At 61.8% G+C, this 23,208-nt stretch carries 15 protein-coding genes; 10 read left to right on the top strand and 5 right to left on the bottom strand.

Translation table 11 applies throughout. The annotated features are described in order from the left end of the window. The first annotated feature begins 31 nt into the window (after window positions 1–31). Window positions 32–1,216, top strand: a complete 1,185-nt coding sequence (locus FHS54_RS16075) for an acetyl-CoA C-acyltransferase (RefSeq protein ID WP_167305139.1) — start codon at window positions 32–34, stop codon at window positions 1,214–1,216. 9 nt (window positions 1,217–1,225) lie between these two features. On the opposite strand, the gene FHS54_RS16070 is transcribed toward FHS54_RS16075, so the two are convergent. Beyond that, the gene (locus tag FHS54_RS16070) at window positions 1,226–2,260 is read right to left on the bottom strand and encodes an MBL fold metallo-hydrolase (protein WP_167305138.1); all 1,035 of its coding nucleotides are present in this window, start codon (window positions 2,258–2,260) and stop codon (window positions 1,226–1,228) included. Window positions 2,261–2,264: 4 nt separating this feature from the next. Beyond that, window positions 2,265–2,927: a peroxiredoxin gene (locus tag FHS54_RS16065; protein ID WP_167305137.1), complete on the bottom strand. Its 663-nt coding sequence runs from the start codon at window positions 2,925–2,927 to the stop codon at window positions 2,265–2,267. A gap of 399 nt (window positions 2,928–3,326) precedes the next feature. Between FHS54_RS16065 and gltB the strand changes: the two genes are divergently transcribed. From gltB to FHS54_RS16050, 3 genes are all read left to right on the top strand, one after another. Further along, window positions 3,327–7,973 carry a glutamate synthase large subunit gene (gene gltB, locus FHS54_RS16060; protein WP_167305136.1) on the top strand — a complete coding sequence of 1,549 codons (4,647 nt, stop codon included), beginning with the start codon at window positions 3,327–3,329 and terminating at the stop codon, window positions 7,971–7,973. A 63-nt stretch (window positions 7,974–8,036) separates the two neighbouring features. Then, the gene (locus FHS54_RS16055) at window positions 8,037–9,473 is read left to right on the top strand and encodes a glutamate synthase subunit beta (protein ID WP_167305135.1); all 1,437 of its coding nucleotides are present in this window, start codon (window positions 8,037–8,039) and stop codon (window positions 9,471–9,473) included. A gap of 241 nt (window positions 9,474–9,714) precedes the next feature. Then, the gene (locus FHS54_RS16050) at window positions 9,715–10,689 is read left to right on the top strand and encodes a YihY/virulence factor BrkB family protein (protein ID WP_167305134.1); all 975 of its coding nucleotides are present in this window, start codon (window positions 9,715–9,717) and stop codon (window positions 10,687–10,689) included. Between the two features lie 14 nt (window positions 10,690–10,703). Here FHS54_RS16050 and FHS54_RS16045 read toward each other — a convergent pair whose 3' ends face one another. Next, window positions 10,704–11,876, bottom strand: coding sequence for a cytochrome P450 (locus FHS54_RS16045; protein ID WP_243855807.1), 1,173 nt, complete (start codon window positions 11,874–11,876; stop codon window positions 10,704–10,706). A 150-nt stretch (window positions 11,877–12,026) separates the two neighbouring features. On the opposite strand from FHS54_RS16045, the gene FHS54_RS16040 reads away from it, so the two are divergent. Both FHS54_RS16040 and FHS54_RS16035 read left to right on the top strand, forming a co-directional pair. After that, the gene (locus tag FHS54_RS16040) at window positions 12,027–12,344 is read left to right on the top strand and encodes a DUF485 domain-containing protein (RefSeq protein WP_167305212.1); all 318 of its coding nucleotides are present in this window, start codon (window positions 12,027–12,029) and stop codon (window positions 12,342–12,344) included. Next, complete coding sequence (locus tag FHS54_RS16035) at window positions 12,341–14,047, top strand: cation acetate symporter (RefSeq protein ID WP_167305132.1); 1,707 nt, start codon at window positions 12,341–12,343, stop codon at window positions 14,045–14,047. Before FHS54_RS16040 ends, FHS54_RS16035 begins: the two co-directional genes overlap by 4 nt. Window positions 14,048–14,104: 57 nt before the next feature. On the opposite strand, the gene FHS54_RS16030 is transcribed toward FHS54_RS16035, so the two are convergent. Both FHS54_RS16030 and FHS54_RS16025 read right to left on the bottom strand, forming a co-directional pair. Then, on the bottom strand, window positions 14,105–16,648 hold the full coding sequence (locus FHS54_RS16030; protein WP_167305131.1) for a TonB-dependent receptor: 2,544 nt from the start codon (window positions 16,646–16,648) through the stop codon (window positions 14,105–14,107). A gap of 127 nt (window positions 16,649–16,775) precedes the next feature. Next, complete coding sequence (locus FHS54_RS16025) at window positions 16,776–17,549, bottom strand: SDR family NAD(P)-dependent oxidoreductase (RefSeq protein ID WP_167305130.1); 774 nt, start codon at window positions 17,547–17,549, stop codon at window positions 16,776–16,778. 439 nt (window positions 17,550–17,988) lie between these two features. On the opposite strand from FHS54_RS16025, the gene FHS54_RS16020 reads away from it, so the two are divergent. The 4 genes from FHS54_RS16020 to FHS54_RS16005 are packed head-to-tail and all read left to right on the top strand — an operon-like array spanning window position 17,989 to window position 23,198. Beyond that, complete coding sequence (locus FHS54_RS16020; protein ID WP_167305129.1) at window positions 17,989–19,638, top strand: class I adenylate-forming enzyme family protein; 1,650 nt, start codon at window positions 17,989–17,991, stop codon at window positions 19,636–19,638. A 15-nt stretch (window positions 19,639–19,653) separates the two neighbouring features. Further along, a complete protein-coding gene (locus FHS54_RS16015; RefSeq protein ID WP_167305128.1) occupies window positions 19,654–20,523 on the top strand; it encodes an amidohydrolase family protein in 870 nt (289 codons plus the stop codon). Window positions 20,524–20,540: 17 nt separating this feature from the next. Beyond that, complete coding sequence (locus FHS54_RS16010) at window positions 20,541–21,635, top strand: Rieske 2Fe-2S domain-containing protein (RefSeq protein WP_167305127.1); 1,095 nt, start codon at window positions 20,541–20,543, stop codon at window positions 21,633–21,635. 57 nt (window positions 21,636–21,692) lie between these two features. Next, a complete protein-coding gene (locus FHS54_RS16005) occupies window positions 21,693–23,198 on the top strand; it encodes an amidase (protein WP_243855805.1) in 1,506 nt (501 codons plus the stop codon). Window positions 23,199–23,208: the final 10 nt, after the last annotated feature.

Here is a 23,208-nt window from a genome sequence, read left to right as displayed (position 1 = left end):
TGCTTCGCGCACCGGCCAAAGGAGAATGAAGATGCAGGACGACCCCATTGTCATCGCCAGCTATGCGCGCACCCCGATGGGCGCTTTCCAGGGCGCGCTGTCCCCGCTGACGGCGACGCAGCTGGGCGCGGCAGCGGTGAAGGCGGCGGTCGATCGCGCCGGGATCGCGACCGATGCGGCGGATCGCATCTATATGGGATGCGTGCTGCCCGCAGGGCTGGGCCAGGCACCCGCCCGTCAGGCGGCGGTGGGTGCTGGCCTTGGCCTCAACACCGAAGCGACGACCGTCAACAAGATGTGCGGTTCGGGCATGCAGGCTGCAATCATGGCGCATGAGGCGCTCAGCGCGGGCGCTGCCGACATCGTCATAGCAGGCGGGATGGAAAGCATGACCAACGCTCCCTATGCCTTGCCAAAACATCGCTCCGGCGCACGGATCGGCCATGACCGCATCATCGACACGATGATGATGGACGGGCTGGAGGATGCGTATGAGCCGGGCAAGGCGATGGGCGTCTTCGCTGAACAAGCGGTGCGCGATTATCAGTTCACGCGCGCCGAACAGGATGATTATGCCATTCGGTCGCTGGCGCGCGCCAACGAAGCTATCGCCAGCGGGGCCTTTGCGCGTGAGATTGTGCCAGTGACTGTTTCCGGGCGTGGTGGCGACACGGTCATCGACACGGATGAACAGCCGGGCAAGGCGCGGCCAGACAAGATCCCTTCGCTCAAACCCGCTTTCGTGAAGGACGGGACGATCACCGCGGCCAATGCCTCGTCCATTTCGGACGGCGCGGCTGCGCTGGTGATGACGCGCGCGAGTGTCGCTGAGCGGCTGGGCCTGCCCGTTGTCGCGCGGGTCGTCGCCACCGCCGCCCATGCGCATGAACCCGCCAATTTCACGACCGCGCCCGTGCCTGCGATCCGCAAGGCGCTGGCGAAGGCAGGCTGGGCGGTGGAGGATGTCGACCTGTTCGAAGTCAACGAAGCCTTTGCCGTGGTGGCGATGATCGCCGCGCGCGATCTGGGTATCCCGGCTGAAAAGCTGAACGTCAATGGCGGCGCGACGGCGCTTGGCCATCCCATAGGCGCATCGGGCGCGCGCATCGTTGCCACGCTGCTCGCCGCACTGGAAAATCGCGGGCTGAAGCGGGGCGTCGCCAGCCTCTGCATCGGCGGCGGCGAAGCAACGGCACTGGCAGTGGAACTCGCCTGAGGTTGGATTTCAATCCCGATGAACCGGGTGGCCATGGGTTCGCCACGCCGCCATGCCCCCGTCAAGCGCAGTTGCACGGGCGAAGCCCAGTTCACGCAGGGTTGCAGCGGCGAGTGTGGAAATCTTGCCCAATTCACAAATGGTCAGGATTTCCACGCCGGGATCGGGCAGCGCCTCATTAACGCGCAGTTCCAGTTGGCCACGCGGCAGATGTATAGCACCAGGCACATGACCCATGGCAAAAGCGTCCTTTTCCCGGACGTCGAGCATGACGAAGTCGTTGGCACCAATTTCGAGCCGACGGAGCAGTTCGTCCATAGCCATGAAAGGGACTTTGGCGCTTGCTTCCTGCAGCAACTGCCGCACCGTCTTTCCGCCCGACATGTTGGTGCGCAGTGCTTCGGTGAGGTGTGTTGGAGCCGACAGGTTTAAACTGTTCATCAGCCTGACGAAGTCATCCTGATTTGCACTGGCAAGGCGGGGGTTCGTTGTCCGCTCCTGCCCGATTGTTGACCCCTCGCGTCCTTTATAATCATGCGCCGGAAAGATCAGAGTTTCGTCTGGCAGCGTGAGCAGCTTGTGGAACAGGCTTGCGTAAAGCTGGACCGGATCGCCGCTGGGCAGGTCGCTGCGCCCCGTTCCGCCAATCAAAAGCGTATCGCCGGTGAAGACGCGGTCCTCGACATGGATGCACATGGAATCCCGGGTGTGACCGGGTGTGTGGAGGATTTGCATCCGCATGCTGCCAAGGGGCAGGGAGTGGCCATCCTCCACATGAAGATCGACATAGGGTGCAGGCGAAAAGCGATGCATAACGATTGGCGCGCGCAGCTCCTCGCGCAACGCTCGCGCCCCGGAGAAGTGATCGGCATGGGTATGGGTGTCGATGATGTAGTGGACGCGCAATCCCTGTCGGTTCACCTCCCCCAGATAGCGATCGACAAGGTCCAGGGCCGGATCGATGATGGACGCGGCGCAGCATTCTTCGTTGGCGACGATGTAGGATTTGCATCCTTCGCCATCCTGGAAGGCCGCGAAGAACATCCGCCTAATCCTGCGGTTGAGGGACTATGCGAAGATAGGGCGTGACACTGTTCCAGCCTTCGGGGAAGCGGCTCCTGGCTTCCTCGTCCGAGACGGAGGGCACGATGATGACGTCCTCACCCAATTTCCAATTGGCTGGCGTGGCGACCTTGTGCTTGGCGGTAAGCTGGCAACTGTCGAGAAGGCGCAGCACTTCGTCGAAGTTACGGCCGCTGCTCATTGGATAGCTCAGCATTGCCTTGATGAGCTTGTCGGGGCCTATCAGATATACGGTCCGCACTGTCTGATTGTCGACGGCGGTGCGACCTTCTGAACTCACACCGGCATCGGCAGGGAGCATTTCATAGGCGCGGGCGACGTTAAGATCGCTGTCGCCGATAATGGGATAGGTCACTTCGCTGCCGGTTGCGGCCTTGATGTCGGGCAACCAGCGGTCATGATCGCCAACGGGATCAACCGACAGGCCGATCACCTTGCAGTTGCGCCTCGAAAATTCCGGGGCCAGTCGCGCCAGGTAACCCAGTTCGGTGGTGCAGACGGGCGTGAAATCCTTGGGGTGTGAAAACAATATGCCCCAGCTGTCACCCAGCCATTCATGAAACGAGATTTCACCCTGAGTGGTCTGAGCCGTGAAGTCAGGGGCCTTGCTGCCGATTGAGAGCGTCATCTTGCCTCTCCCAGTGACTCGGTTCGTCGCGCCGATGGTCTACACCTTTACCATGGAGCGCATGGAAGGGGTAGCGCTGAGCGCTCGCGCATTGCGCGCAACCGACCCGATGCGCCTTCGCCATTTGGGCCGCATCGTCACTCATCGCAAAGATTGGTGGAAGGCGATTGACCGTTCAGCACCCGTTTTCTTATACAGAAGACATCGGCGCTTTCCTTGCGGTCGGGCATGATCTGTGTGCACCCGACCCATGTACGGAATGTACATGACTCTGCCGGACGCGGCGTAAATTTCGAGTGCGAGCCGGAATTCCATGTTCCATCCTGCACTACGGCTATTCCCTGCTGTCCAGTCGGAGTGTAAGGGCGCTCTCCAAAGATCGCGCAGAACGGAACGTTAATGGCATACCCGGACAAACAAGGTTTATACGATCCTGGCAATGAGCATGATGCTTGTGGCGTCGGCTTCATCGCCAACATAAAGGGACTGAAAACCCACGATATAGTCCGTCGCGGTTTGGAAATTCTGCGTAATATCGACCATCGTGGAGCTGTGGGCGCGGACCCGCTGGTGGGCGATGGCGCGGGCATCCTGATCCAGATTCCCGATTCGCTGTATCGCGACTGGGCAACAGGCGCTGGCATCGATCTGCCGCAGCCTGGCGACTATGGCGTCGCCATGTGTTTCCTGCCGCGCGACGAGCAGGCGCAGGCCGCCGCCGTTCAGCAGCTTGAGCGCTTCATCGTGAAGGAAGGCCAGGTCCTGCTCGGCTGGCGCGACGTGCCGGTGACCCTCGACGGCCTTGGCCAGACCGTTCTTAACGAGATGCCGACGATCCGGCAGTGTTTCGTTGGCCGCGGGGCCAATATGAAGGACCAGGATGCGTTTGAGCGCAAGCTGCTCGCCATCCGCAAGCAGACCCAGAATCCGCTGAAGGAGCTTTCCCAGAAGCATGGGCTGGAGGCGCTGGCCGACTTCTACGTGCCGTCCTTCTCCACGCGCACCGTCGTCTACAAGGGGCTGTTGTTGTGCGATCAGGTCGGCAGTTTCTTTGATGACCTGCGCAATCCGCTGACCCAATCGGCGCTGGCGCTCGTTCACCAGCGCTTCTCGACCAACACTTTCCCGTCGTGGAAGCTGGCGCACCCCTATCGCTTCATCGCCCACAATGGTGAAATCAACACGGTGCGCGGCAATGTGAACTGGATGAATGCGCGCCGCCGCACGCTTGAATCGCCGCTGCTGGGCGCAGACCTCGACAAGATGTGGCCGCTGATCCCGCATGGCCAGTCCGATACGGCCTGCCTCGACAATGCGCTGGAGCTGCTGGTTGCGGGCGGCTATCCGCTGGCGCATGCGGTGATGATGCTGATCCCCGAAGCCTGGGCCGGCAATCCGCTGATGGACCCCAAGCGCAAGGCATTTTACGAATATTTCGCCGCGTTGATGGAGCCGTGGGACGGCCCCGCCGCCATTGCCTTTACCGATGGCCGCCAGATCGGCGCGACCCTTGACCGCAACGGTCTGCGCCCGGCGCGCTTCATCGTCACGGACGATGACCATATCGTGCTGGCGTCGGAAAGCGGCGTGCTGCCCTTCAAGGAAGAGAATATCGTCCGCAAGTGGCGTCTCCAGCCAGGCAAGATGCTGCTCATCGACCTGGAGCAGGGCCGCATCATCGAGGATGAGGAAATCAAGGCGCAACTCGCCGAGGCTCATCCCTATGAAGAATGGCTGAAGGAAACGCAGTATAAGCTTGAGGACCTGCCTGCCTCTGTCGGCGAGGAGCTGTTGCCCCCGCGCGGGAATGATGCGGCTGCCTTCCTCGATCGCCAACAGGCGTTCGGCTATACCCAGGAAGATGTGCTGAAGTTCCTGGAGCCGATGGCGCGCAATGCCGAGGACCCGATCGGTTCAATGGGCGTCGATACGCCGATCGCCGTGCTGTCCCAGAAGTCGCGCCTGCTGTACGACTATTTCAAGCAGAACTTTGCCCAGGTCACCAATCCGCCGATCGACCCGATCCGTGAGGAATTGGTGATGAGCCTGGTGTCGATGATTGGCCCGCGCCCGAACCTGCTCGGTCATCATGCGGGCACGCACAAGCGGCTGGAAACGTCGCAGCCGGTGCTGACCGACGCTGACCTTGCCAAGATTCGCGGTGTCCATGACTCGATGGACGGGGCGTTCCGCACGCAGACCATCGATATCAGCTGGCCCGCGACAGAGGGGGCCGATGGCCTGGAAGGCGCGCTCAATCGCATCTGTAATGAGGCGACCGAAGCGGTTCTGGCCGATCAGAACATCCTGATCCTGTCCGACCGCAGCGTGTCGGCGGAGCGCATCGGCATTCCCGCCGCGCTGGCGACGGCAGCGGTTCACCATCACCTCATCCGCCAGGGCCTGCGCATGCAGACCGGCCTTGTGGTCGAAACCGGCGAAGCGCGCGAAGTCCATCATTTCTGCGTGCTGGCGGGCTATGGCGCGGAAGCGGTCAACCCCTATCTCGCCTTCGAGACGCTTGAGCAGATCCGCGTGAAGCAGAACCTGCCGCTGTCTGCCTATGAAGTTCAGAAGAACTACATCAAGGCGGTCGGCAAGGGCATATTGAAGGTCATGTCCAAGATGGGCATTTCGACCTATCAAAGCTATTGCGGCGCGCAGATCTTTGACGCGGTCGGCCTGAATTCGGCCTTTCTGGAACGCTATTTCACTGGCACCGCGACCACGATCGAAGGCATCGGCCTTGCCGGGATTGCGGAAGAGACGGTCAATCGTCACCGCGAAGCCTATGGCGACAATCCGATCTACCGCAACATGCTGGATGTGGGCGGTGCCTATGCCTATCGTGTGCGCGGCGAGGAACATGCCTGGACGCCGCAGAGCGTCGCGTCACTCCAGCATGCGGTGCGGGGCAATAATCCCAAGGAATATGAGGCGTTCGCCGCCTCCATCAACGAGCAGAATGAGCGTCTGCTGACCATTCGCGGGCTGATGGACTTCAAGTTCGCCGACACGCCGGTGCCGTTGGACGAAGTCGAACCGGCGGCTGAAATCGTCAAGCGCTTCGCTACTGGCGCGATGAGCTATGGCTCGATCAGCTGGGAAGCGCACACCACTTTGGCGATGGCCATGAACCGGATCGGCGGCAAGTCGAACACCGGCGAGGGTGGCGAGGACCCGATCCGCTTCAAGCCGCTGCCGAACGGCGATTCCATGCGCTCGGCGATCAAGCAGGTGGCGTCGGGTCGCTTTGGCGTGACGGCTGAATATCTGGTCAATGCCGATGATGTGCAGATCAAGATGGCGCAGGGCGCGAAGCCGGGTGAGGGCGGTCAGCTGCCGGGTGACAAGGTCGACAAGACCATCGGCAAGACCCGCCATTCCACCCCCGGCGTCGGTCTTATTTCACCGCCACCCCATCACGACATCTATTCGATCGAGGATCTGGCCCAGCTGATCCACGACCTGAAGAACGTCAATCCGGGTGCGCGCATCTCGGTGAAGCTGGTGTCGGAAGTGGGTGTTGGCACTGTCGCGGCGGGCGTGTCGAAAGCGCGCGCGGACCATGTCACCATTTCGGGCTATGAGGGCGGCACCGGCGCGTCCCCGCTGACCTCGCTCACCCACGCGGGCAGCCCGTGGGAGATCGGGCTTGCCGAGACGCAGCAGACGCTGCTTCTCAATGGCCTGCGCACCCGCATCGCCGTTCAGGTCGATGGTGGCCTTCGCACCGGTCGCGACGTCGCCATCGGCGCGTTGCTTGGCGCTGACGAGTTCGGATTTGCCACCGCTCCGCTGATCGCGGCGGGTTGCATCATGATGCGCAAGTGCCACCTCAACACCTGTCCGGTCGGCGTCGCTACGCAGGACCCGGTGCTGCGCAAGCGTTTCACCGGCCAGCCTGAGCATGTGATCAACTATTTCTTCTTCGTCGCGGAAGAGCTGCGCCAGATCATGGCCCAGCTTGGCTTCCGCACGATCGACGAGATGGTAGGCCGGGTCGACAAGCTCGACATGCGCAAGGCTGTTGACCAATGGAAGGCGAAGGGCGTGGACCTGTCCCGCCTGCTTCACCAGGTCGAACCGGACAAGGGGCTGGTCCTGCGCAATATTGAAGGCCAGGACCATGGTCTGGACGCCGCACTCGATCAGGAACTGATCAAGGCGTCCGCCGATGCGCTGGAAAATCGCGGGCCGGTGCACATCGAACGTCCGATCCGCAACGTCAATCGCACCGTCGGTGCCATGCTGTCTGGCGAGGTCGCGCGGCGTCACGGCCATGCGGGCCTGCCCGACAACAGCATCGTGGTGAAGTTCCAGGGCGTTGCTGGCCAGAGCTTCGGTGCCTTCCTGGCGCACGGCGTGACCGTCGACCTGACGGGCGACGCCAACGACTATGTCGGCAAGGGCCTGTCGGGCGGTCGCATCATCGTCCGTCCGCCGGAGGCTTCAAAGCGCGTTCCCACCGACAATATCATCGTCGGCAACACCGTGCTTTATGGTGCCATTTCGGGCGAAGCCTTTTTCCGGGGCGTTGGCGGCGAGCGGTTTGCCGTCCGCAATTCGGGCGCAATCGCCGTTGTCGAGGGCGTGGGCGATCATGGCTGCGAATATATGACCGGCGGCGTGGTGGTTGTGCTGGGTCCGACAGGGCGCAACTTCGCGGCGGGCATGTCCGGCGGTATCGCCTATGTCTATGACCCGGATGGCAGCTTCCGTTCCAAGGTCAATGCGGCCATGGTCGATGTCGATCCGATGCCGACGACGGCTTTGGACGATGACGGCCTGGGCCGCCCGCTGCAGCGCGGCGTCGACGTGAATGACTGGGGCATGGGGGACATGCTGCGTCATGACGCCGATCGTCTCCGCATCCTGCTGGAACGGCACAAGCTCTACACCGGATCGGAACGCGCCGAGGCACTTCTGGCCGATTGGCAGGGCACTTTGGCGAACTTCGTGCGAGTGATGCCCAAGGATTATCGCCGGGCTTTGCACAGCCTTGAACAGGAACGACTTGCTGTAGCCCCCGTGGCCGCCGAATAGGCGCCAGGGGATCGGGGGAAATCCCCCTTTAGATGCAAGAATAGAGAAGTTTGGAGAAAGAGTTTGGGCAAGCCCACCGGTTTCCTCGAGGTCGAGCGCAAGGATCGCAGCTACACCGCGCCCGAAGAGCGCCTGAAGCACTGGAATGAGTTCGTCGTACCTCTGTCGAAAGAAGAGATACGCGATCAGGCAGCGCGCTGCATGGCCTGCGGCATCCCCTTTTGCCACAATGGCTGCCCGGTGAACAACATCATCCCGGACTGGAACCATCTCGTCTATGAAGACGATTGGAAAACGGCCCTGGAAACGCTGCACAGCACCAACAACTTCCCTGAATTCACTGGCCGCGTCTGCCCCGCGCCGTGCGAGGCGAGCTGTACGCTCAACATCATCGACACGCCGGTCACGATCAAGTCGATCGAATGCGAGATCGTCGACCGTGGCTGGCGCGACGGATGGATCGAGCCGCAACTGCCAGCGCGCAAGACCGGCAAGCGCGTCGCTGTCGTTGGGTCTGGCCCCGCCGGACTTGCCTGCGCGCAACAGCTTGCGCGCGCGGGCCATGCCGTCACCGTGTTTGAAAAGAACGACCGGGTCGGCGGCCTGCTGCGCTATGGCATTCCCGACTTCAAAATGGAAAAGCACCTCATCAACCGCCGCGCCCAGCAGATGGAAGCGGAGGGGGTCGAGTTCCGTACGTCGACCGAGGTTGGCGTCACCATTTCGATGGATGCGCTGCGCAGCAATTATGACGCGGTGGTTCTGGCCGGTGGCGCGGAACATCCGCGCACCCTGGATATTCCGGGCAGCGAATTGGCTGGCGTGCGGCTGGCGATGGAGTTCCTTACCCAGCAGAACAAGCGCAACGCGGGCGACGATGAACTGCGCGCCGCCCCGCGCGGCACATTGTCGGCCCAGGGCAAGCATGTCGTCGTCATCGGCGGCGGCGATACGGGATCGGACTGCGTCGGCACATCCAATCGTCAGGGCGCTGCTTCGGTCACCCAGCTGGAAATCATGCCCAAGCCACCGGTGGTGGAGGAAAAGTCGCTCAGCTGGCCGCATTGGCCGCTAAAGCTGCGCACATCTTCGTCGCATCTGGAAGGCTGCGACCGCGACTGGGCCGTCACCACCAAGCGTGCGATCGGCAAGAACGGGCAGATCGAGGCGCTGGAATGCGTGCGCGTCGAATGGGTCGACGGCAAGATGCAGGAAATCGCAGGCAGCGAATTCCAGCTGAAGGCCGACCTCGTTCTGCTGGCGATGGGCTTTGTCGGTCCCCGCAAGGCTGGCATGGTCGAGCAGTCGGGCGCCGACCTCGACGCGCGGGGCAATGTGAAGGCCAACATCATCGACTATGCGACCAGCCAGTCGGGCGTATTCGCATGTGGCGACATGCGTCGTGGGCAGTCGCTGGTCGTATGGGCTATTCGCGAAGGCCGACAATGCGCTCGCGCGGTCGACCTGCAACTGATGGGCGTCAGCGACCTGCCTCGTTAAGCGCGTCAGGCGGGATATCACGACTGCGAAAGGCTGTGCAGGACGGGGCGGCGCACCCGCGTCGTCCCGGCGGGGACCCGACTCTATCGCCCATGCTCTGAGGCTCGCCTGCTTTTGAGCGAGGCGACTGCTGCGTTCGGGGCGCAGCGAAGCCCGCCGAAATACGGCAAATTTTCGGGAACATCCGCAACCCTGGCGCTTTGGCTGATAGAGCGCGGGATGATGTCGACAGGATGAACGGATGAACCCAACCCATATGTCGTCCACGCAAAGGGAAAGGGGTGCCGATGCACAGTCGCCCTGGTCGCTGCACTGGCCCGCGTGGAAAGCCGTGATCGGACGGGTGTGGGTCAATAACGGACGCCATAATCTGAGCCTGCTGTCAGCTGGCGTAGCATTTTACGCCTTTCTGTCCTTCGTCCCGCTTCTGGGCGCTTTGGTGATGAGCTACGGCCTGATCGCCGATCCCGCGACGGTCGCCCAGCATATGCGGACCATCATCGACCTGGTCCCGGCTGACGCCGCCCAGCTGATCTATGATCAGTTGACGCAATTGACGCAGGCGGCGGCGGGCCAGAAGGGGCTGGGCCTGATGATCGCTCTCCTGATCTCCATTTATGGCGCGTCGCGCGCGTCCAGCGCGATGATCGGTTCGCTCAACATCATTTATGAAGAAGAGGATCGCCGGTCGCTATTGCGGTCGACGCTGTTGTCCGCCGGCCTGGTAATGGCCGCCGTGATGGTCGGCATCATGGGCATTCTGGCCGCATCGATGCTCAGCCTGGCCGGGGTCATGGTGGGCGGATGGGGGTGGATCGCCACCGCTGCGATCCAGGCGCTTACCTGGATAGTCGCCGCCACCCTGTGCAGCACCGCGATCGGGGGCATGTACCGCTTTGCGCCGGATCGGTCGGACGCGCGGTGGCAATGGCTCAATATCGGATCGATGCTCGCTACCTTTTTGTGGCTCGCGGCGACGCTGGGCTTTGGCTTTTATGCATCCCGCTTCGGGGATTATGACGCAACCTATGGATCGCTGGGCGCGGTTGTCGTGCTGCTGATGTGGCTCTATGTGTCCGCTTATGCGGTGCTTATCGGCGGTCTGGTCAACGCCGAACTGGAACGGCAAACCGCTCAGGACACGACGACCGGGCCGGCAAAGCCGATGGGCAGCAGGGGCGCGAAAATGGCGGACACCAGCGCGGCGGTGTCCTGACCGGTCGGCCTGCGTCAGTCGCAGATGATGACCGCGTCGCGCAATTCATAGCCGGTGACCAGCGGGTTCCAAGTGAGGGAAGGAGCGCGCGCCAGTTTCAGGCCGGGCACCCGCATCAGCCGGTCCAGGAACAGGCAGCTTTCCTGAAGCGCAACCTGCGCCCCTGGACAGCGATGCTCGCCATCGCCGAACGAAAGCCCGGCTCTGCCATATTTGGCACTGACTTGCCGCCCCGGCACCACTTCGCAGGGCCGTTCGCCAAACGCAGCCGGATCCGTGTTCGCCGCGCGCACATCGACCGCGACCGCCGCCCCTGCCTGCGCGGACGCATCGTCGGGCATGCGACGGTAGATATAGCCCACGACCGGCTCCAGCCGCAGCAATTCTTCCAGCAGGGCGACCTGCCCGTTTTCGTCCGCTGCAAGGAACGTGGCTTTCAAATCTTCCCGGTCCAGCAGGTGCCATGCGGCCATGACGATGAATTCGCGCGTCGTCGCCATGCCCGCCGCGCCATAGACAAGGCATTCGGTCAGTATCTCCCGACCATTATATCCCTGATCGATCAGGTGAGAGATGACGTCATCCTGCCGCTGTCGCCTGCGCGACCGGATGGCTGGTGCCACGTCGCGATAGTAAAAGGACAGGACGCGATATTGGGACCGCAGGAAATGGGCGAAGGCGGCGACCCTGTTGCGGGGCCGATGGAAATCGCCAGTGAAGAACACGTCCAGCCGTTTGGCCAGGCCATCCGGGTCGCTGTCGGTCAACCCCACGATCTGGCTGGCGACCGCCACCGCCAGCTCAAGGCTAAGATTGTCGAGGCGGGCGCGCTTTTCCTGCTGGAAACGGGCAATCAGACCATCGCTCAGCCTGACCATCAGTTCCCGGTAGTGCGTTGTCACGATGCGCGGCGTGAAAAAACGCGCGGTGGCGCTGCGCTGAACCCGGTGCGCGTCGCCCTCCAGAAACAGGATCGGCTGGCGGGTCGCGTTGCCGATCTTGCCCACCTGCTCCGCCAGAAAGCCCGCCTGCCGCACATGATCGCTGCGCAGGATGGCGCGCCCTTCGGCAAAATCCTGAGTGCGGATGTCGGGATCGACCGTGCCGCCGCCAATGGACGCGGCGGCGGATTTGCGGTCATCGTGCCTGCGATTGACCGGACAAGCGCTGGGAAGGCGAGCGTCCATGAGCATCCACCTTGTCAAATGCACTAATAGCGTTAGCTTACGCGCACCGGATGGGCCGTCAAGGCTGGGGTCGCATAATCCTCATGTCAGACTGTTGCATTCATTGCGTTGTTCGCCCACGCTCACCGCGGAAGAATTCGGAGGGGCGCAGTGGATCGAGAAGAAGCGGCGTTGGTCGAAAGCATATCAGCCGACCCGCGCTATCGTGACCTGGTTGGGCAAAGATTGCGCCTGGGCTGGTTTCTGTCGGCATTGATATTTGCTGCATTCGCCGGTTACCTGCTGCTGATTGCTTTCAATAAAGGCTTGCTTGAAACGCCTGTTGGGGATGGCGTGACGTCGCTGGGCATTCCGCTCGGTCTTGGCCTCATTATCTTCGCCATCGCGCTGACCGGTGTCTATGTCGCCTATGCCAACCGGCGTTTTGACGCGCGCATGGCGGCTATTTTGCGGGATCATGGCGCATGACGCGGTGCGTGGCGCTGGCCATGGCCGCCTTGCTTTTCCTGCCCTTCGATCCGGCCATGGCCGCCGCACTGGAAGGGGAAGCGCAGCGCCAACCGGTCAACTGGGTTGCCATCGCGATGTTCGTCGCCTTCGTCGGGCTGACCCTGTGGATCACGAAAGCCGCTGCTGCCCGTACCCGGACCGCGTCGGATTTTTATACCGCTGGCGGCGGGATCACCGGTTTCCAGAACGGCCTTGCGATGGCCGGGGACTATATGTCCGCCGCGTCGTTCCTCGGCATCTCTGCGCAGATCTTCAATGATGGCTATGATGGGTTGATCTATTCCACCGGCTTTCTCGTCGGGTGGCCGATCCTGTTGTTCCTGATGGCCGAACGGTTGCGCAATCTGGGCCGCTTCACCTTCGCTGACGTGGCATCCTACCGTTTTGCGCAGCCGCCGGTGCGCAGCTTCGCGGCCATCAGCACGCTGCTGATCGTGTCCTTCTATCTGGTGGCGCAGATGGTCGGGGCGGGGCAGCTTATCAAGCTGCTTTTCGGCCTGCCATATGCCGTTGCGGTGATCATCGTCGGCGCGCTGATGATGCTCTACGTCCTCTTCGGAGGCATGCGCGCGACGACCTGGGTTCAGATTATCAAGGCCGTGATGCTCTTGGGTGGGGCCAGCTTCATGGCGCTGATGGTGCTGGCGACGACCGGCTTTTCGCCCGAAACGCTGTTCGCCAGGGCGGTCGAAGTAAAGACGCAGGCGGCGCTGGCAAGCGGTGCCACGGCGGCAGAAGCGGCCGATCGCGGCCAGTCGATCATGGGGCCGGGCAATTTCATCAAGGACCCGGTGTCCGCCATCTCCTTCGGCCTCGCGTTGATGCTGGGCACGGCTGGGCTGCCCCATATATTGATGCGGTTCTTCACCGTTCCCGATGCGAAGGAAGCGCGTAAATCGGTGCTGTGGGCGACCGGTTGGATCGGCTATTTCTACATCCTCACCTTCATCATCGGGTTTGGCGCGATCGTCCTCGTCGGTACGGAAGGCGGCTATATGGATGGTGAAGGCGCGCTGCGGGGCGGCGGCAACATGGCGGCCATCCACCTGGCCCATGCGATCGGCGGCAACGCCTTTCTCGGCTTCATATCGGCGGTCGCCTTCGCCACCATCCTTGCCGTGGTGGCGGGACTGACATTGTCGGCGGCCTCGGCAGTCAGCCATGATCTTTATGCGACGGTGTTCCGTCATGGGAATGTCAGTTCGGCGGGGGAACTGCGCGTGTCGCGACTGACGACGCTCGCCATGGGCGCGCTGGCCGTGCTGCTAGGCCTTCTTTTTGAAAAGCAGAATGTTGCCTTCATGGTCAGCCTGGCCTTCGCACTCGCCGCGTCGGGCAACTTTCCGGTGTTGATCCTGTCCCTACTCTGGAATGGGTGCACGACGCGCGGCGCCGCGATTGGCGGGACGATTGGACTGCTGACCGCCTTTGTTCTGACGCTGCTGTCGCCCGCTGTCTGGACCAGCACCTTTGACCTTGGGCCTGCGCCATTTCCCTATAGTTCCGCTGCGATCTTTTCGGTGCCGGCGGGCTTTATCGCGATCTGGCTGATTTCCGTGCTGGACCGTTCGCCGCGCGCAGCCGTGGATCGGGCGGGCTATCCGGCGCAGCGGGTCCGGGCCGAAACCGGCTATGGCGCTTTCAGCGCGAGCGATCATTAGGAACAGCCCCACCTGCTTGGCGGCAGGCGGGGCTGCATTGGCGTGCCCTGATGTGTTTTAGAACTTCGCGCCGACCGTGATGCCGTATGTTCGCGGTTCGGCATAATATCCGCCCGCAAAGCCGAGTGGGCCATAGTCGATGCCGCGGACGAAATCCTTCGCATTGGTGAGGTTCTTCACCCACAAGCGGACTTCGCCTTCGCCGCTGCCCAGCGGAATGCCGTCAATCCCGATCTGCGCGTCGATCAGGTCGATATCATCGCCCTTTAGCTGTTCGTTGAACGGCGACCCGACGGAGCTGCTGAAATTATACTTGCCGTCTTCATGGGTATATCCGACCCGACCGCGCAGGGTTGCATTGCCCCAGTTGAGCGGGAATTGCGCGTTCAGCGCCACATTGGCCGTCAGCGGAGAGGTATAGCCCGGCGTTACGATCGACGCGATATTGACCGGGGGTGCGCCAGAGACCGGCGACTGCCCGGCAAGAAACTCCTTATAATTGATGTCGATATAGCCGACGCTGCCGTCGATCGAGAAATTGTCGTTCAGCACTGCCTGGGCCTCGGCCTCCACGCCGTTATAGACCACCTTGCCCGCGTTGATGATGCGGGTGGCAAAGGTGCCGACCGGGGCGTTAGTCACAGGACCCAGGACCGCAAGATCATCATAGATGTTATGATAGGCTGCCAGGTTGAGGCGTAGGCGGCGATTGAACAATTCAGTCTTCACGCCGACTTCATAGGATGTCACCTTTTCAGGTTCGAAGCTGCCAAGTTGGTTGGTGCCGGCGATCGCCGGGTCCTGCGAATTGAAACCGCCCGAACGATAGCCGGTGGCGGCGCGCGCATACAGGTTGACGCCATCGGCGACATCATAGCCAGCCATCAGGTTCCAGGTGAATTTGCTGAACTTGGCATCGCCGGATTCGGGTATGGCGAGGGGGGCGGTGCCATTCTGCAAGCGCAGCATCTTTTTCTCATCCCAGGTATAGCGCCCGCCCGCCGTCAAGCGGATGCCGCTGTCACGACCGCCTGGATAGAAGGTGAACTGGCCGTAAACCGCAGTGCTCTCGCTCGATGTCGTGTAGTTAAGCCGGGCAAGCGTCTGGACAAGTCGGTAGCGTGCTGGATTGGCAGCAGCGAAGCCCGGTCCAAGAGGGCCGAAGTTCGCGAGGAAGACTGAGTTGGTGTCAAGGACGAACCCGCTGCTCTGAACGCCGTTTTCGCCCCCCTTTTCCCAGAAGTAAAAGCCGCCCACGACCCAGTCGAGCGAACTGGTATCGCCTGAAATTTCGACTTCCTGGCTGAACTGCTTGTGACGCCGTTGATTGTCGACGGAGAACAGGTCCTGGCTGATTGTGGGCACAGGCGACGCGGATATGAACGGAATGGCTGCGGCGGGGATGGTGGGAATGAACTGCAACAGCGACGCAGGCATGCCGTTGAACAATGTCGCATTGGAGAAAGCCGGGCCGCTGAAGGCGCCGATCCCGTCCAGGTCGGTGACATAGTCGCTGTTCCAGAAGCGGTAGCCCGTGGTCGATTTGACCTTGAAGCCGCCGAAATCATTCTGGACCTGCAAATTATGGCCCCAGCTCTTGTCATAGGCGCTGCTCAGGATGTTATTGCACACGTCCTGACGATAGGAGCGTGAGGGCGCGGCCAGTGCCGCGCAGGACGGATCGGCGAAGGTTGCCCCCGCCAGATATTGGGCGACCGGGGCCTGCTGGGTCACCAGCACCTGTTGGCCATCGATGGTGATCGGCGCGTTCGGCGTGCCGTCGGCCACATTGGTCAGGACGAAGGGCAGCGGGGTGCCTTTGATCCGGTTCCAGTCGAACATATATTGAATGCTGCCGGTCCCGCCCAGGCCGATGCGCGCGGCTGCGCGAAACGCGTCGGACTTTCGGGCGCCGGGGTCGCGGGAATCGCGCGGTTGCAGGATATTGTCGATGACACCATCCCGTTCGCTGTGACTGTAGGAAAAGCTGGTGGAGATGCCTGCAATCTCGCCGGGATCGATCGAAATCTTGCCGTTCCAGGCGTTGAAATTGCCATAGCCAGCCTCTGCCTTCAGCCGGAAGGTGGATGATGGCGCGCGGGAAATGAAATGGATCGCGCCGCCTGTCGTGTTGCGGCCAAACAGGGTGCCTTGGGGACCGCGCAAGACTTCCACCCGTTCAACGTCCATGACGCTAAGGCCCATGGCCCCGCCGCGTGCGATATACACGCCGTCCACATAGAGGCCGTTGGCAGCATCGACGCCGAAGCTTTCGCTGCCGCCGTTGGAAATGCCGCGCATGGAAAAGACAGCGGCGCTGTTGCTGGTGGTGCCCTGGGTAATGACGACATTGGGGGCCAGGCCGCTTAGGTCGCGGCTGTCGCGGATGCCGAGTTGTTCAACCTTTTCGGCGCTGATCGCACTGATGGCGATGGGTACATCCTGAAGGTTCTGTGCACGCTTTTGCGCGGTGACGACAATTTCGTCCAGGCCGGTTTCTGAAGGTGTCGTGGCAGTTTGTGCCAGTGTTTGGCTGGAAATAGCCAAACTGCTGACGCCGATTATTAAATGAGCTGCCTTATATGCTTGCTTCCTGGTCATGATTATCCTCTCCCTTGACATTATGACGGTGATGAACGGATCGACGCGATCGTTCCGATATCGTGCTGCCGTGCAGCTATTCTGTTCGGATGCGTCGCCCGGATGGACGAAACACTGGTCCCGTGCGCTAGGTCGGTATGTAGAGTTGAGCGGCCTTTCCGCCGTCGACGGGCAGGGCGGTGCCGGTGATGTAACTGGCGGCGTCCGACAGCATGAAGGCTATGGCCTGCGCCAATTCCTCAGGCTGCCCGCCGCGTTGCATGGGGATGGCTGCGGTCGTGCGGGCGGCGCTGTCTGCCGCGCGCGCGGAAAACAGCTCAGTCGGCGCGGTCTGCACCTGGCCAGGGATGATAGCGTTGATGCGAATGCCCAGCGGCGCGGCCTCCATCGCGGCGGCGGCCGTGAAATGCACCAGCGCCGCCTTGGACGCGGAATAGCTGGCCATGTTCACCGTCGCGCGAATGCCGCAGGTCGATGCGATATTGACGATCGAACCCTTGCCCGCTGCAGCCATTATCGCCATCGCGGCCTTGGTGCTGACGAAAACGGCGTCGCTGTTGACGGCGAAGTCCTTGCGCCAATGGTCCAGCGTCAGCTTGCTGATCGGCGCGTAATGCGTGGACATCGCATTGTTCACCAACATGTCGAGCCGGCCATATTTTCGCGCCGTGGATTCGATCATGGCGTTCAGCGCTTCGCTGTCCGCAACGTCGAGTTGGATCGCCTCTACCGCGCCGCCTTGTGACGCGATCATGTCATACGCGCTGTCGAGCAGCGCCTGACGGCGACCACAGATGATGACCTGCGTGCCGCGCTTCGCCAGCAGCGCGGCGGTGGCGAGTCCTATGCCATCGCTGCCACCCGTTATGATGGCGACGCGCCCCTCGAAATCTTTGCTCATTCGACGTCCAACCCTGCCTCTGCCCAAACTGCGTCCATGCCTCACCCAGCGATGCACGCGCTTTTAGGATTCTCCAAAATGCGGAATTTGTAAATTGAAAAAATCCGAACATATGTGTTTGCTGCGTTGTTCGTGATAGGGGTCATGCGACGCTTTCCACCAAGATGGTGAAGATAGAAGCATCAGGAAACTTAGCAAATATACACAAATACAACGGGATGGTGATGTTGCAGGCCCTCGCAGGAAGCGACCTCGTTGCCCCCTTAAAAGTGCGGAGAAAAAATAAGATTGAAATCCGCGTATGCTGGAATACACTTAGGTCCAGACAGAGCGAGCAAAGCGAGTCGAGGATGAGGATGCCGGGATCGACCAGGGGCTGCGGCCCAGGGCCGTTTTCCCGTCAGACAATTCCGCCAGCGACATTGATCCCAAGGATGGCATGAGCAAGATCGACCCAATTTTCGCTGAAGTGACCGCGCCGGGCACGCCTTTTGAATTAGGCGAACAGGATGGGCTGCGCTTTTTCGTGAATGCGCCCTCCGACCTTAATCAGCTGATCGAAAGTGCGCGCCGTTTTGGGGATCAGACCTGCGTCGTGGATTATGACGGGCCAGAGGGCGAGCGGCGGTTGAGCTTTGCCGCCATGTTTGAATGGCGGGATCGGCTGGCGGGCCAGTTGGGCATCGGGCGCGGTCAGAGGGTCGCCATCTGCATGCGCAACCGCGCGGAGTGGATGGTCGCATTTCTGGCGGTGGTCAGGCTGGGCGGGGTTGCCGCGTTGCTCAACAGCCGTGGGTCGGCGGCGGAATTGTCGGCGATGGTCGACGAAGTTACGCCCGACCTGGTCTTGGCGGATACCGAACGGGCCGCGCTGCTTCGCGACGGTGGCTATGAGGGGCGGCTGATCGACGTGACGCAGCCGCTGGGGGATGACACGCCAGTGCTGGCAAACAGCGCGGCTGCCGAACCGTCAGATCCCTGCGCCATCCTGTTCACGTCAGGCACGACGGGGCGGGTGAAAGGGGCGGTGCTGTCCCACCGCAGCCTGATTACGGGATTGCTGGGCACGCAGCTGACCGGGTCCATGGTGCTGCACAATATGGCGCGCGAATATGGGGTTCCGGTGGATGCCATCGTGGCGCAGGTGCCGCCCCAGGCCATATTATTGGTATATCCCCTTTTCCATATCTCAGGATTGGGGGCCGGCTTCCTCGCGCCATTTCTGTCCGGCGGCAAGATCGTCATCATGCGCCGCTGGGAAGCGGATGAGGCCGTAAGGCTGATTGAGCACGAATGGGTGACGCAGCTTTCGACCGTGCCCACCATGTTGTGGGACATGGTGCATCGGGCGCGTGCCGGGGATGCCGACCTGAGTTCGGTGCGCAATATCGGTTCGGGCGGACAGGCGCTGCCGCTCAATCTGCTGGAGGAAGTCCGGGCGCTCTGTCCCCATGCGATGATCGGGGTCGGCTATGGCATGACCGAAACGTCGGGCGCGATCGCGCAGGCCGTAGGGTCCGACTTTCTGGCGCGACGCGCATCGGCAGGCCGGGTCCTGCCGCTGGTCGATCTGCGAGTGGAGCGGGAGGATGGAACGCTTTGCGGCTCGAACGATACAGGTGAGATCATCGTGCGGAGCGCCATGATCATGAGTGGTTATTGGAACCGGCCGGAGGAGACTTCGCGAACCTTCACCGCGGACGGTTGGCTGCGCACTGGCGACATCGGTTATCAGGACGAGGAAGGTTATATCTTCATCGTCGACCGGGCCAAGGACATGGTGATTTCCGCCGGAGAGAATATTTACTGCGCCGAAGTCGAACGGGTGCTGAGCGAAATGCCGCAAATCACCGAATGCGCGACTTTCGGCATTGCGGACGATCGGCTGGGCGAGGCGCTGGTCGCGGTCGTGCAGGCCGACGGGCTGGACGAACGTAGCATCATCGATTGGGTGGCGGGGCGGCTGGCCCCTTACAAGGCACCTGTCCGCGTCGCCTTTTCGCGCGATCCGCTGCCGCGCAACCACTCTCAAAAAATCGACAAGATCGCGCTGCGGTCGCTGTGGCCCAAGCTGGCCGCCAAACACTGACAGGAGAATTTCCCCATGGGCATGCCCAAGGACATCAAAATCATCGATTGCATGCTGGGCATCCCCGATGCGGAGGACCGTTCCGCCTGGTTCGATCCCTTCCGTCCGTTGATCAAGGATCAGCAGACATTGGAACAGTTCGCCATGCCTGCCCAATATATGTTCAAGGACATTCCGCAGACGGGAAAGGTCGATGATTTCGTGTCCTGGACTGTCGAACAGATGGACCAGCATGGCATCGACAAGGCGCTGGTCGGCTGGAACGACAATCCCACATCATACCGCGCCAAGGAAATGTTCGGCGACCGCTTCTTCTTCGACCTGCCTTGCGACCCCAATAAGGGGATGGAGGAGGTGCGACGGATCAAGCGCATCCATGCAGAGGTCGGCCTGTCGGCGATCAGTGTATTTCCGGCGGGGACTTTGCCGCAGGTGGCGATCAATCACAAATATATGTTCCCGCTCTATGCCTGCGCGGCGGAACTGGGGCTGCCGGTGCTGCTGAACGCAGGTATCCCAGGGCCGCGCATCCCGATGGAAACCCAAAAGGTCGAGCATCTGGACGAGGTCTGCTGGTTCTTCCCCGAACTGAAGGTTGTCATGCGTCATGGCGCGGAACCGTGGGAGGCGCTGGCGGTCAAGCTGATGCTGAAATGGCCGAACCTTTATTACTCGACCAGCGCCTTTGCGCCCAAACATTATCCCAAGGCGATCATCGACTACGCCAATACGCGCGGCGCGGACAAGATCATCTATGCCGGATATTTCCCCATGGGCCTTAGCCTGGACCGTATCTTCAGCGACATGCAGAACGTGCCCTTCAAAGATGAAGTCTGGCCAAAATTCCTGCGCGAAAACGCCATCAAGGTCTTTGACCTCAAATAATCCGACGGAGCTTTCCCATGTCCAACACCGAAACCAGCGCCGCCACCGATGCGCGCACGCCGCCCGTTGCCGTCTGGCAAATACTTGAAAAGCTAAGAGGGCAGGATTTGGCCGACTGGCGGCTGGCGGAGGTGAAGGATCGCGCCTCCGTCAAGCAGCGCAACCTGGATATCGGCATACCCTTTGGCTGGTATCCCGTGCTGCTGTCGTCCGAACTGGCGGTGGGCGAGGTGAAGCCGCTGCGCTATTTTTCGGAGGATCTGGCCATCTGGCGCGGCGAAGACGGGAAGGTCCGTATGCTCGACGCCTATTGCAAGCATCTGGGCGCGCATATGGGTCATGGCGGCAAGGTGCATGGCAATCTGCTGGAATGCCCCTTCCACGCCTGGCGCTATGATGGCGACGAGGCTGTGGTGAAGGACATTCCCTATGCCCGCAACATCCCGCCGCAGGTGAAGCGCAAATGCACGCGTAACTGGCATATCACCGAAGCCAATCGCTTCATCTGGGCCTGGTATCATCCTCAGGACGTCGCGCCGCTGTTCGAAGTGGCGGTGCTGCCCGAGGCGAGCGATCCCGACTGGACCGATTATGAAGTCCATGAATGGAATGTCTGGGGTTCGATCCAGAACATGGCCGAAAATGGCGTCGACGTTGCCCATTTCCGCTTCATCCACGGCACCGCCAACGTGCCGCTGGGCGAATTGCGCTGGGGCGAATGGGGCCGGGGCGCGGATGTAAAGGCGAAGATGGGCACGCCCTGGGGTGAAGTGGACGGCTGCATCAGCTATGATACGATGGGGCCGGGGCAAAGCTGGACGCGCTTTACCGGCATTTCCGAAACGCTGCTGGTCGCCTGCATTGCGCCGGTGGAGCTGGACCATGTGCATGTCCGATTCTGCTTCACCCAGCCCAAGGCGCAGGCGGAAGGCGAGCGCGCTGGCGTTGCCAGGGCGATCATCCGCGACATCTGCAAACAGTTCGATCAGGACAAGGTCGTGTGGGATCGGCAGAAGTTTGAGCCCAATCCGATCATCTGCGACGGGGACGGGCCTATCCCCCAATTCCGCAAATATTATGCGCGTTACTATGCGGATCAGACCGCAGCTTAGCCTGATGACATGGAACACGGCGCGGGAACGGCACCGTTGGAGTGAACAGGAATGGACATGACACGTCGGGACAGCATGGCGAGCGTTGGTGCGGCTGCGCTGGTGGGAATGGCGGGAGCGGCCAAGGCTGCGGCGTCGCGTTCTGACCCTATGGGCCAACATGACGCGCTGGGTCTGGCCGAACTGGTCCGCAAGAAGCAGGTATCGCCTGTGGAGCTGTTGGATGCGGCAATCGCCAGGACAGAAGCGCTCAATCCCCGGTTCAACTTCATTGCGCAGAAACATTATGATTATGGACGGGCGGCGATCGCCAACGGATTGTCGCAAGGTCCGTTCAGTGGCGTTCCCTGGCTGCTCAAGGACCTGAACACCTATATTGCGGGCCTGCCGACGGAAAATGGCAGCCGCTTTTACAAGGATTACCGTCCTGCGGTGACATCCGAACTGGTCCGGCGGATCGAGCGGGCGGGCTTCGTCATCTTCGGCAAGACGACCGTGCCGGAACTGGGACTGACCGGCACGACCGAAAACAAGCTGACCGGTGACACGCGCAATCCGTGGGACCCCGAACATATTACCGGCGGGTCGTCAGGCGGAGCGGCGGCAGCGGTGGCGGCGGGCGTGCTACCTGCCGCTCATGCGACGGACGGGGGCGGGTCGATCCGCATTCCGGCGTCCTGCTGCGGTCTGTTCGGGCTGAAACCCAGTCGGGGGCGCGTGCCGATGGGGCCGCCCCGCACGGAGGGCTGGGGCGGACTGTCGGTGCATCATGCCGTCACCCGCAGCGTACGCGATTCCGCCGCCATATTGGATGCGACGCAGGGGCCGGAGCCAGGGAGCCGCTACGCCGCGCCGACCCCGGCGGAAAGTTTCCTGTCGCAGGTCGGCAAAGCGCCCGGCCGCCTGCGCATCGCGCTGGTGCTGGATGCGCCTGCAGGGTCGCCGGTCGATCGGGAATGTGTGGAGGCCGCGCGCAAGGCGGCGCGGCTGTGCGCAAGCCTGGGCCATCATGTCGAAGAAGCCGCGCCAAAACTGGATATTGCCGCGATGGGCGCGGCGAGCTTCGTGCTGATCGGATCATCCGTAGCAGCGGATATGGCCGACCGCGCTAAGGCGACCGGCGTGGCGATCAGTGCGGATGTGCTGGAGCCGATCACCTTGGGCTTTGTCGGCTTTGGGCAGAAAGTGACCGGCATGGACTTCGCGCGGGCGAACAACACGCTCCAGGCGGCGGCGGTCACCATGGCACAGTTCATGGCGACCTATGACGTCATCCTGTCGCCGACACTGGGATCGCCGCCGCTGAAGCTGGGGCAGATCAACCTGTCGCCCGATGTGGATTTCGCCGCATGGGGACAGCGCGCGGCTGCCTTTTCACCCTTTACCCAAATCGCCAACATGACAGGCCAGCCCGCCATGTCGGTGCCCCTCGCCATGTCCTCCGCAGGACTACCGATAGGGGTCATGTTCATGGGTCGCTATGGCGATGAGGCGCTGCTGTTCAGACTGGCAGGGCAGCTGGAACAAGCCGCGCCATGGCAGAACAGGCGCCCGGCGCTGTGAAAACCCCCTG

This window comes from Sphingobium vermicomposti, from assembly GCF_011762025.1.
In the GTDB taxonomy this organism is placed as follows: Bacteria; Pseudomonadota; Alphaproteobacteria; order Sphingomonadales; family Sphingomonadaceae; genus Sphingobium; species Sphingobium vermicomposti.
This window is presented reverse-complemented; position numbering and strand designations above follow the sequence as displayed.

Coding starts and splice junctions, on each gene's coding strand:
- FHS54_RS16015 (WP_167305128.1), top strand. CDS start 19,654: ATGGGCATGCCCAAGGACATCAAAATCATCGATTGCATGCTGGGCATC.
- FHS54_RS16030 (WP_167305131.1), bottom strand. CDS start 16,648: ATGACCAGGAAGCAAGCATATAAGGCAGCTCATTTAATAATCGGCGTC.
- FHS54_RS16025 (WP_167305130.1), bottom strand. CDS start 17,549: ATGAGCAAAGATTTCGAGGGGCGCGTCGCCATCATAACGGGTGGCAGC.
- FHS54_RS16005 (WP_243855805.1), top strand. CDS start 21,693: ATGACACGTCGGGACAGCATGGCGAGCGTTGGTGCGGCTGCGCTGGTG.
- FHS54_RS16010 (WP_167305127.1), top strand. CDS start 20,541: ATGTCCAACACCGAAACCAGCGCCGCCACCGATGCGCGCACGCCGCCC.
- FHS54_RS16045 (WP_243855807.1), bottom strand. CDS start 11,876: ATGGACGCTCGCCTTCCCAGCGCTTGTCCGGTCAATCGCAGGCACGAT.
- FHS54_RS16035 (WP_167305132.1), top strand. CDS start 12,341: ATGACGCGGTGCGTGGCGCTGGCCATGGCCGCCTTGCTTTTCCTGCCC.
- FHS54_RS16075 (WP_167305139.1), top strand. CDS start 32: ATGCAGGACGACCCCATTGTCATCGCCAGCTATGCGCGCACCCCGATG.
- FHS54_RS16065 (WP_167305137.1), bottom strand. CDS start 2,927: ATGACGCTCTCAATCGGCAGCAAGGCCCCTGACTTCACGGCTCAGACC.
- FHS54_RS16050 (WP_167305134.1), top strand. CDS start 9,715: ATGAACCCAACCCATATGTCGTCCACGCAAAGGGAAAGGGGTGCCGAT.
- FHS54_RS16020 (WP_167305129.1), top strand. CDS start 17,989: ATGAGCAAGATCGACCCAATTTTCGCTGAAGTGACCGCGCCGGGCACG.
- gltB (WP_167305136.1), top strand. CDS start 3,327: ATGGCATACCCGGACAAACAAGGTTTATACGATCCTGGCAATGAGCAT.
- FHS54_RS16070 (WP_167305138.1), bottom strand. CDS start 2,260: ATGTTCTTCGCGGCCTTCCAGGATGGCGAAGGATGCAAATCCTACATC.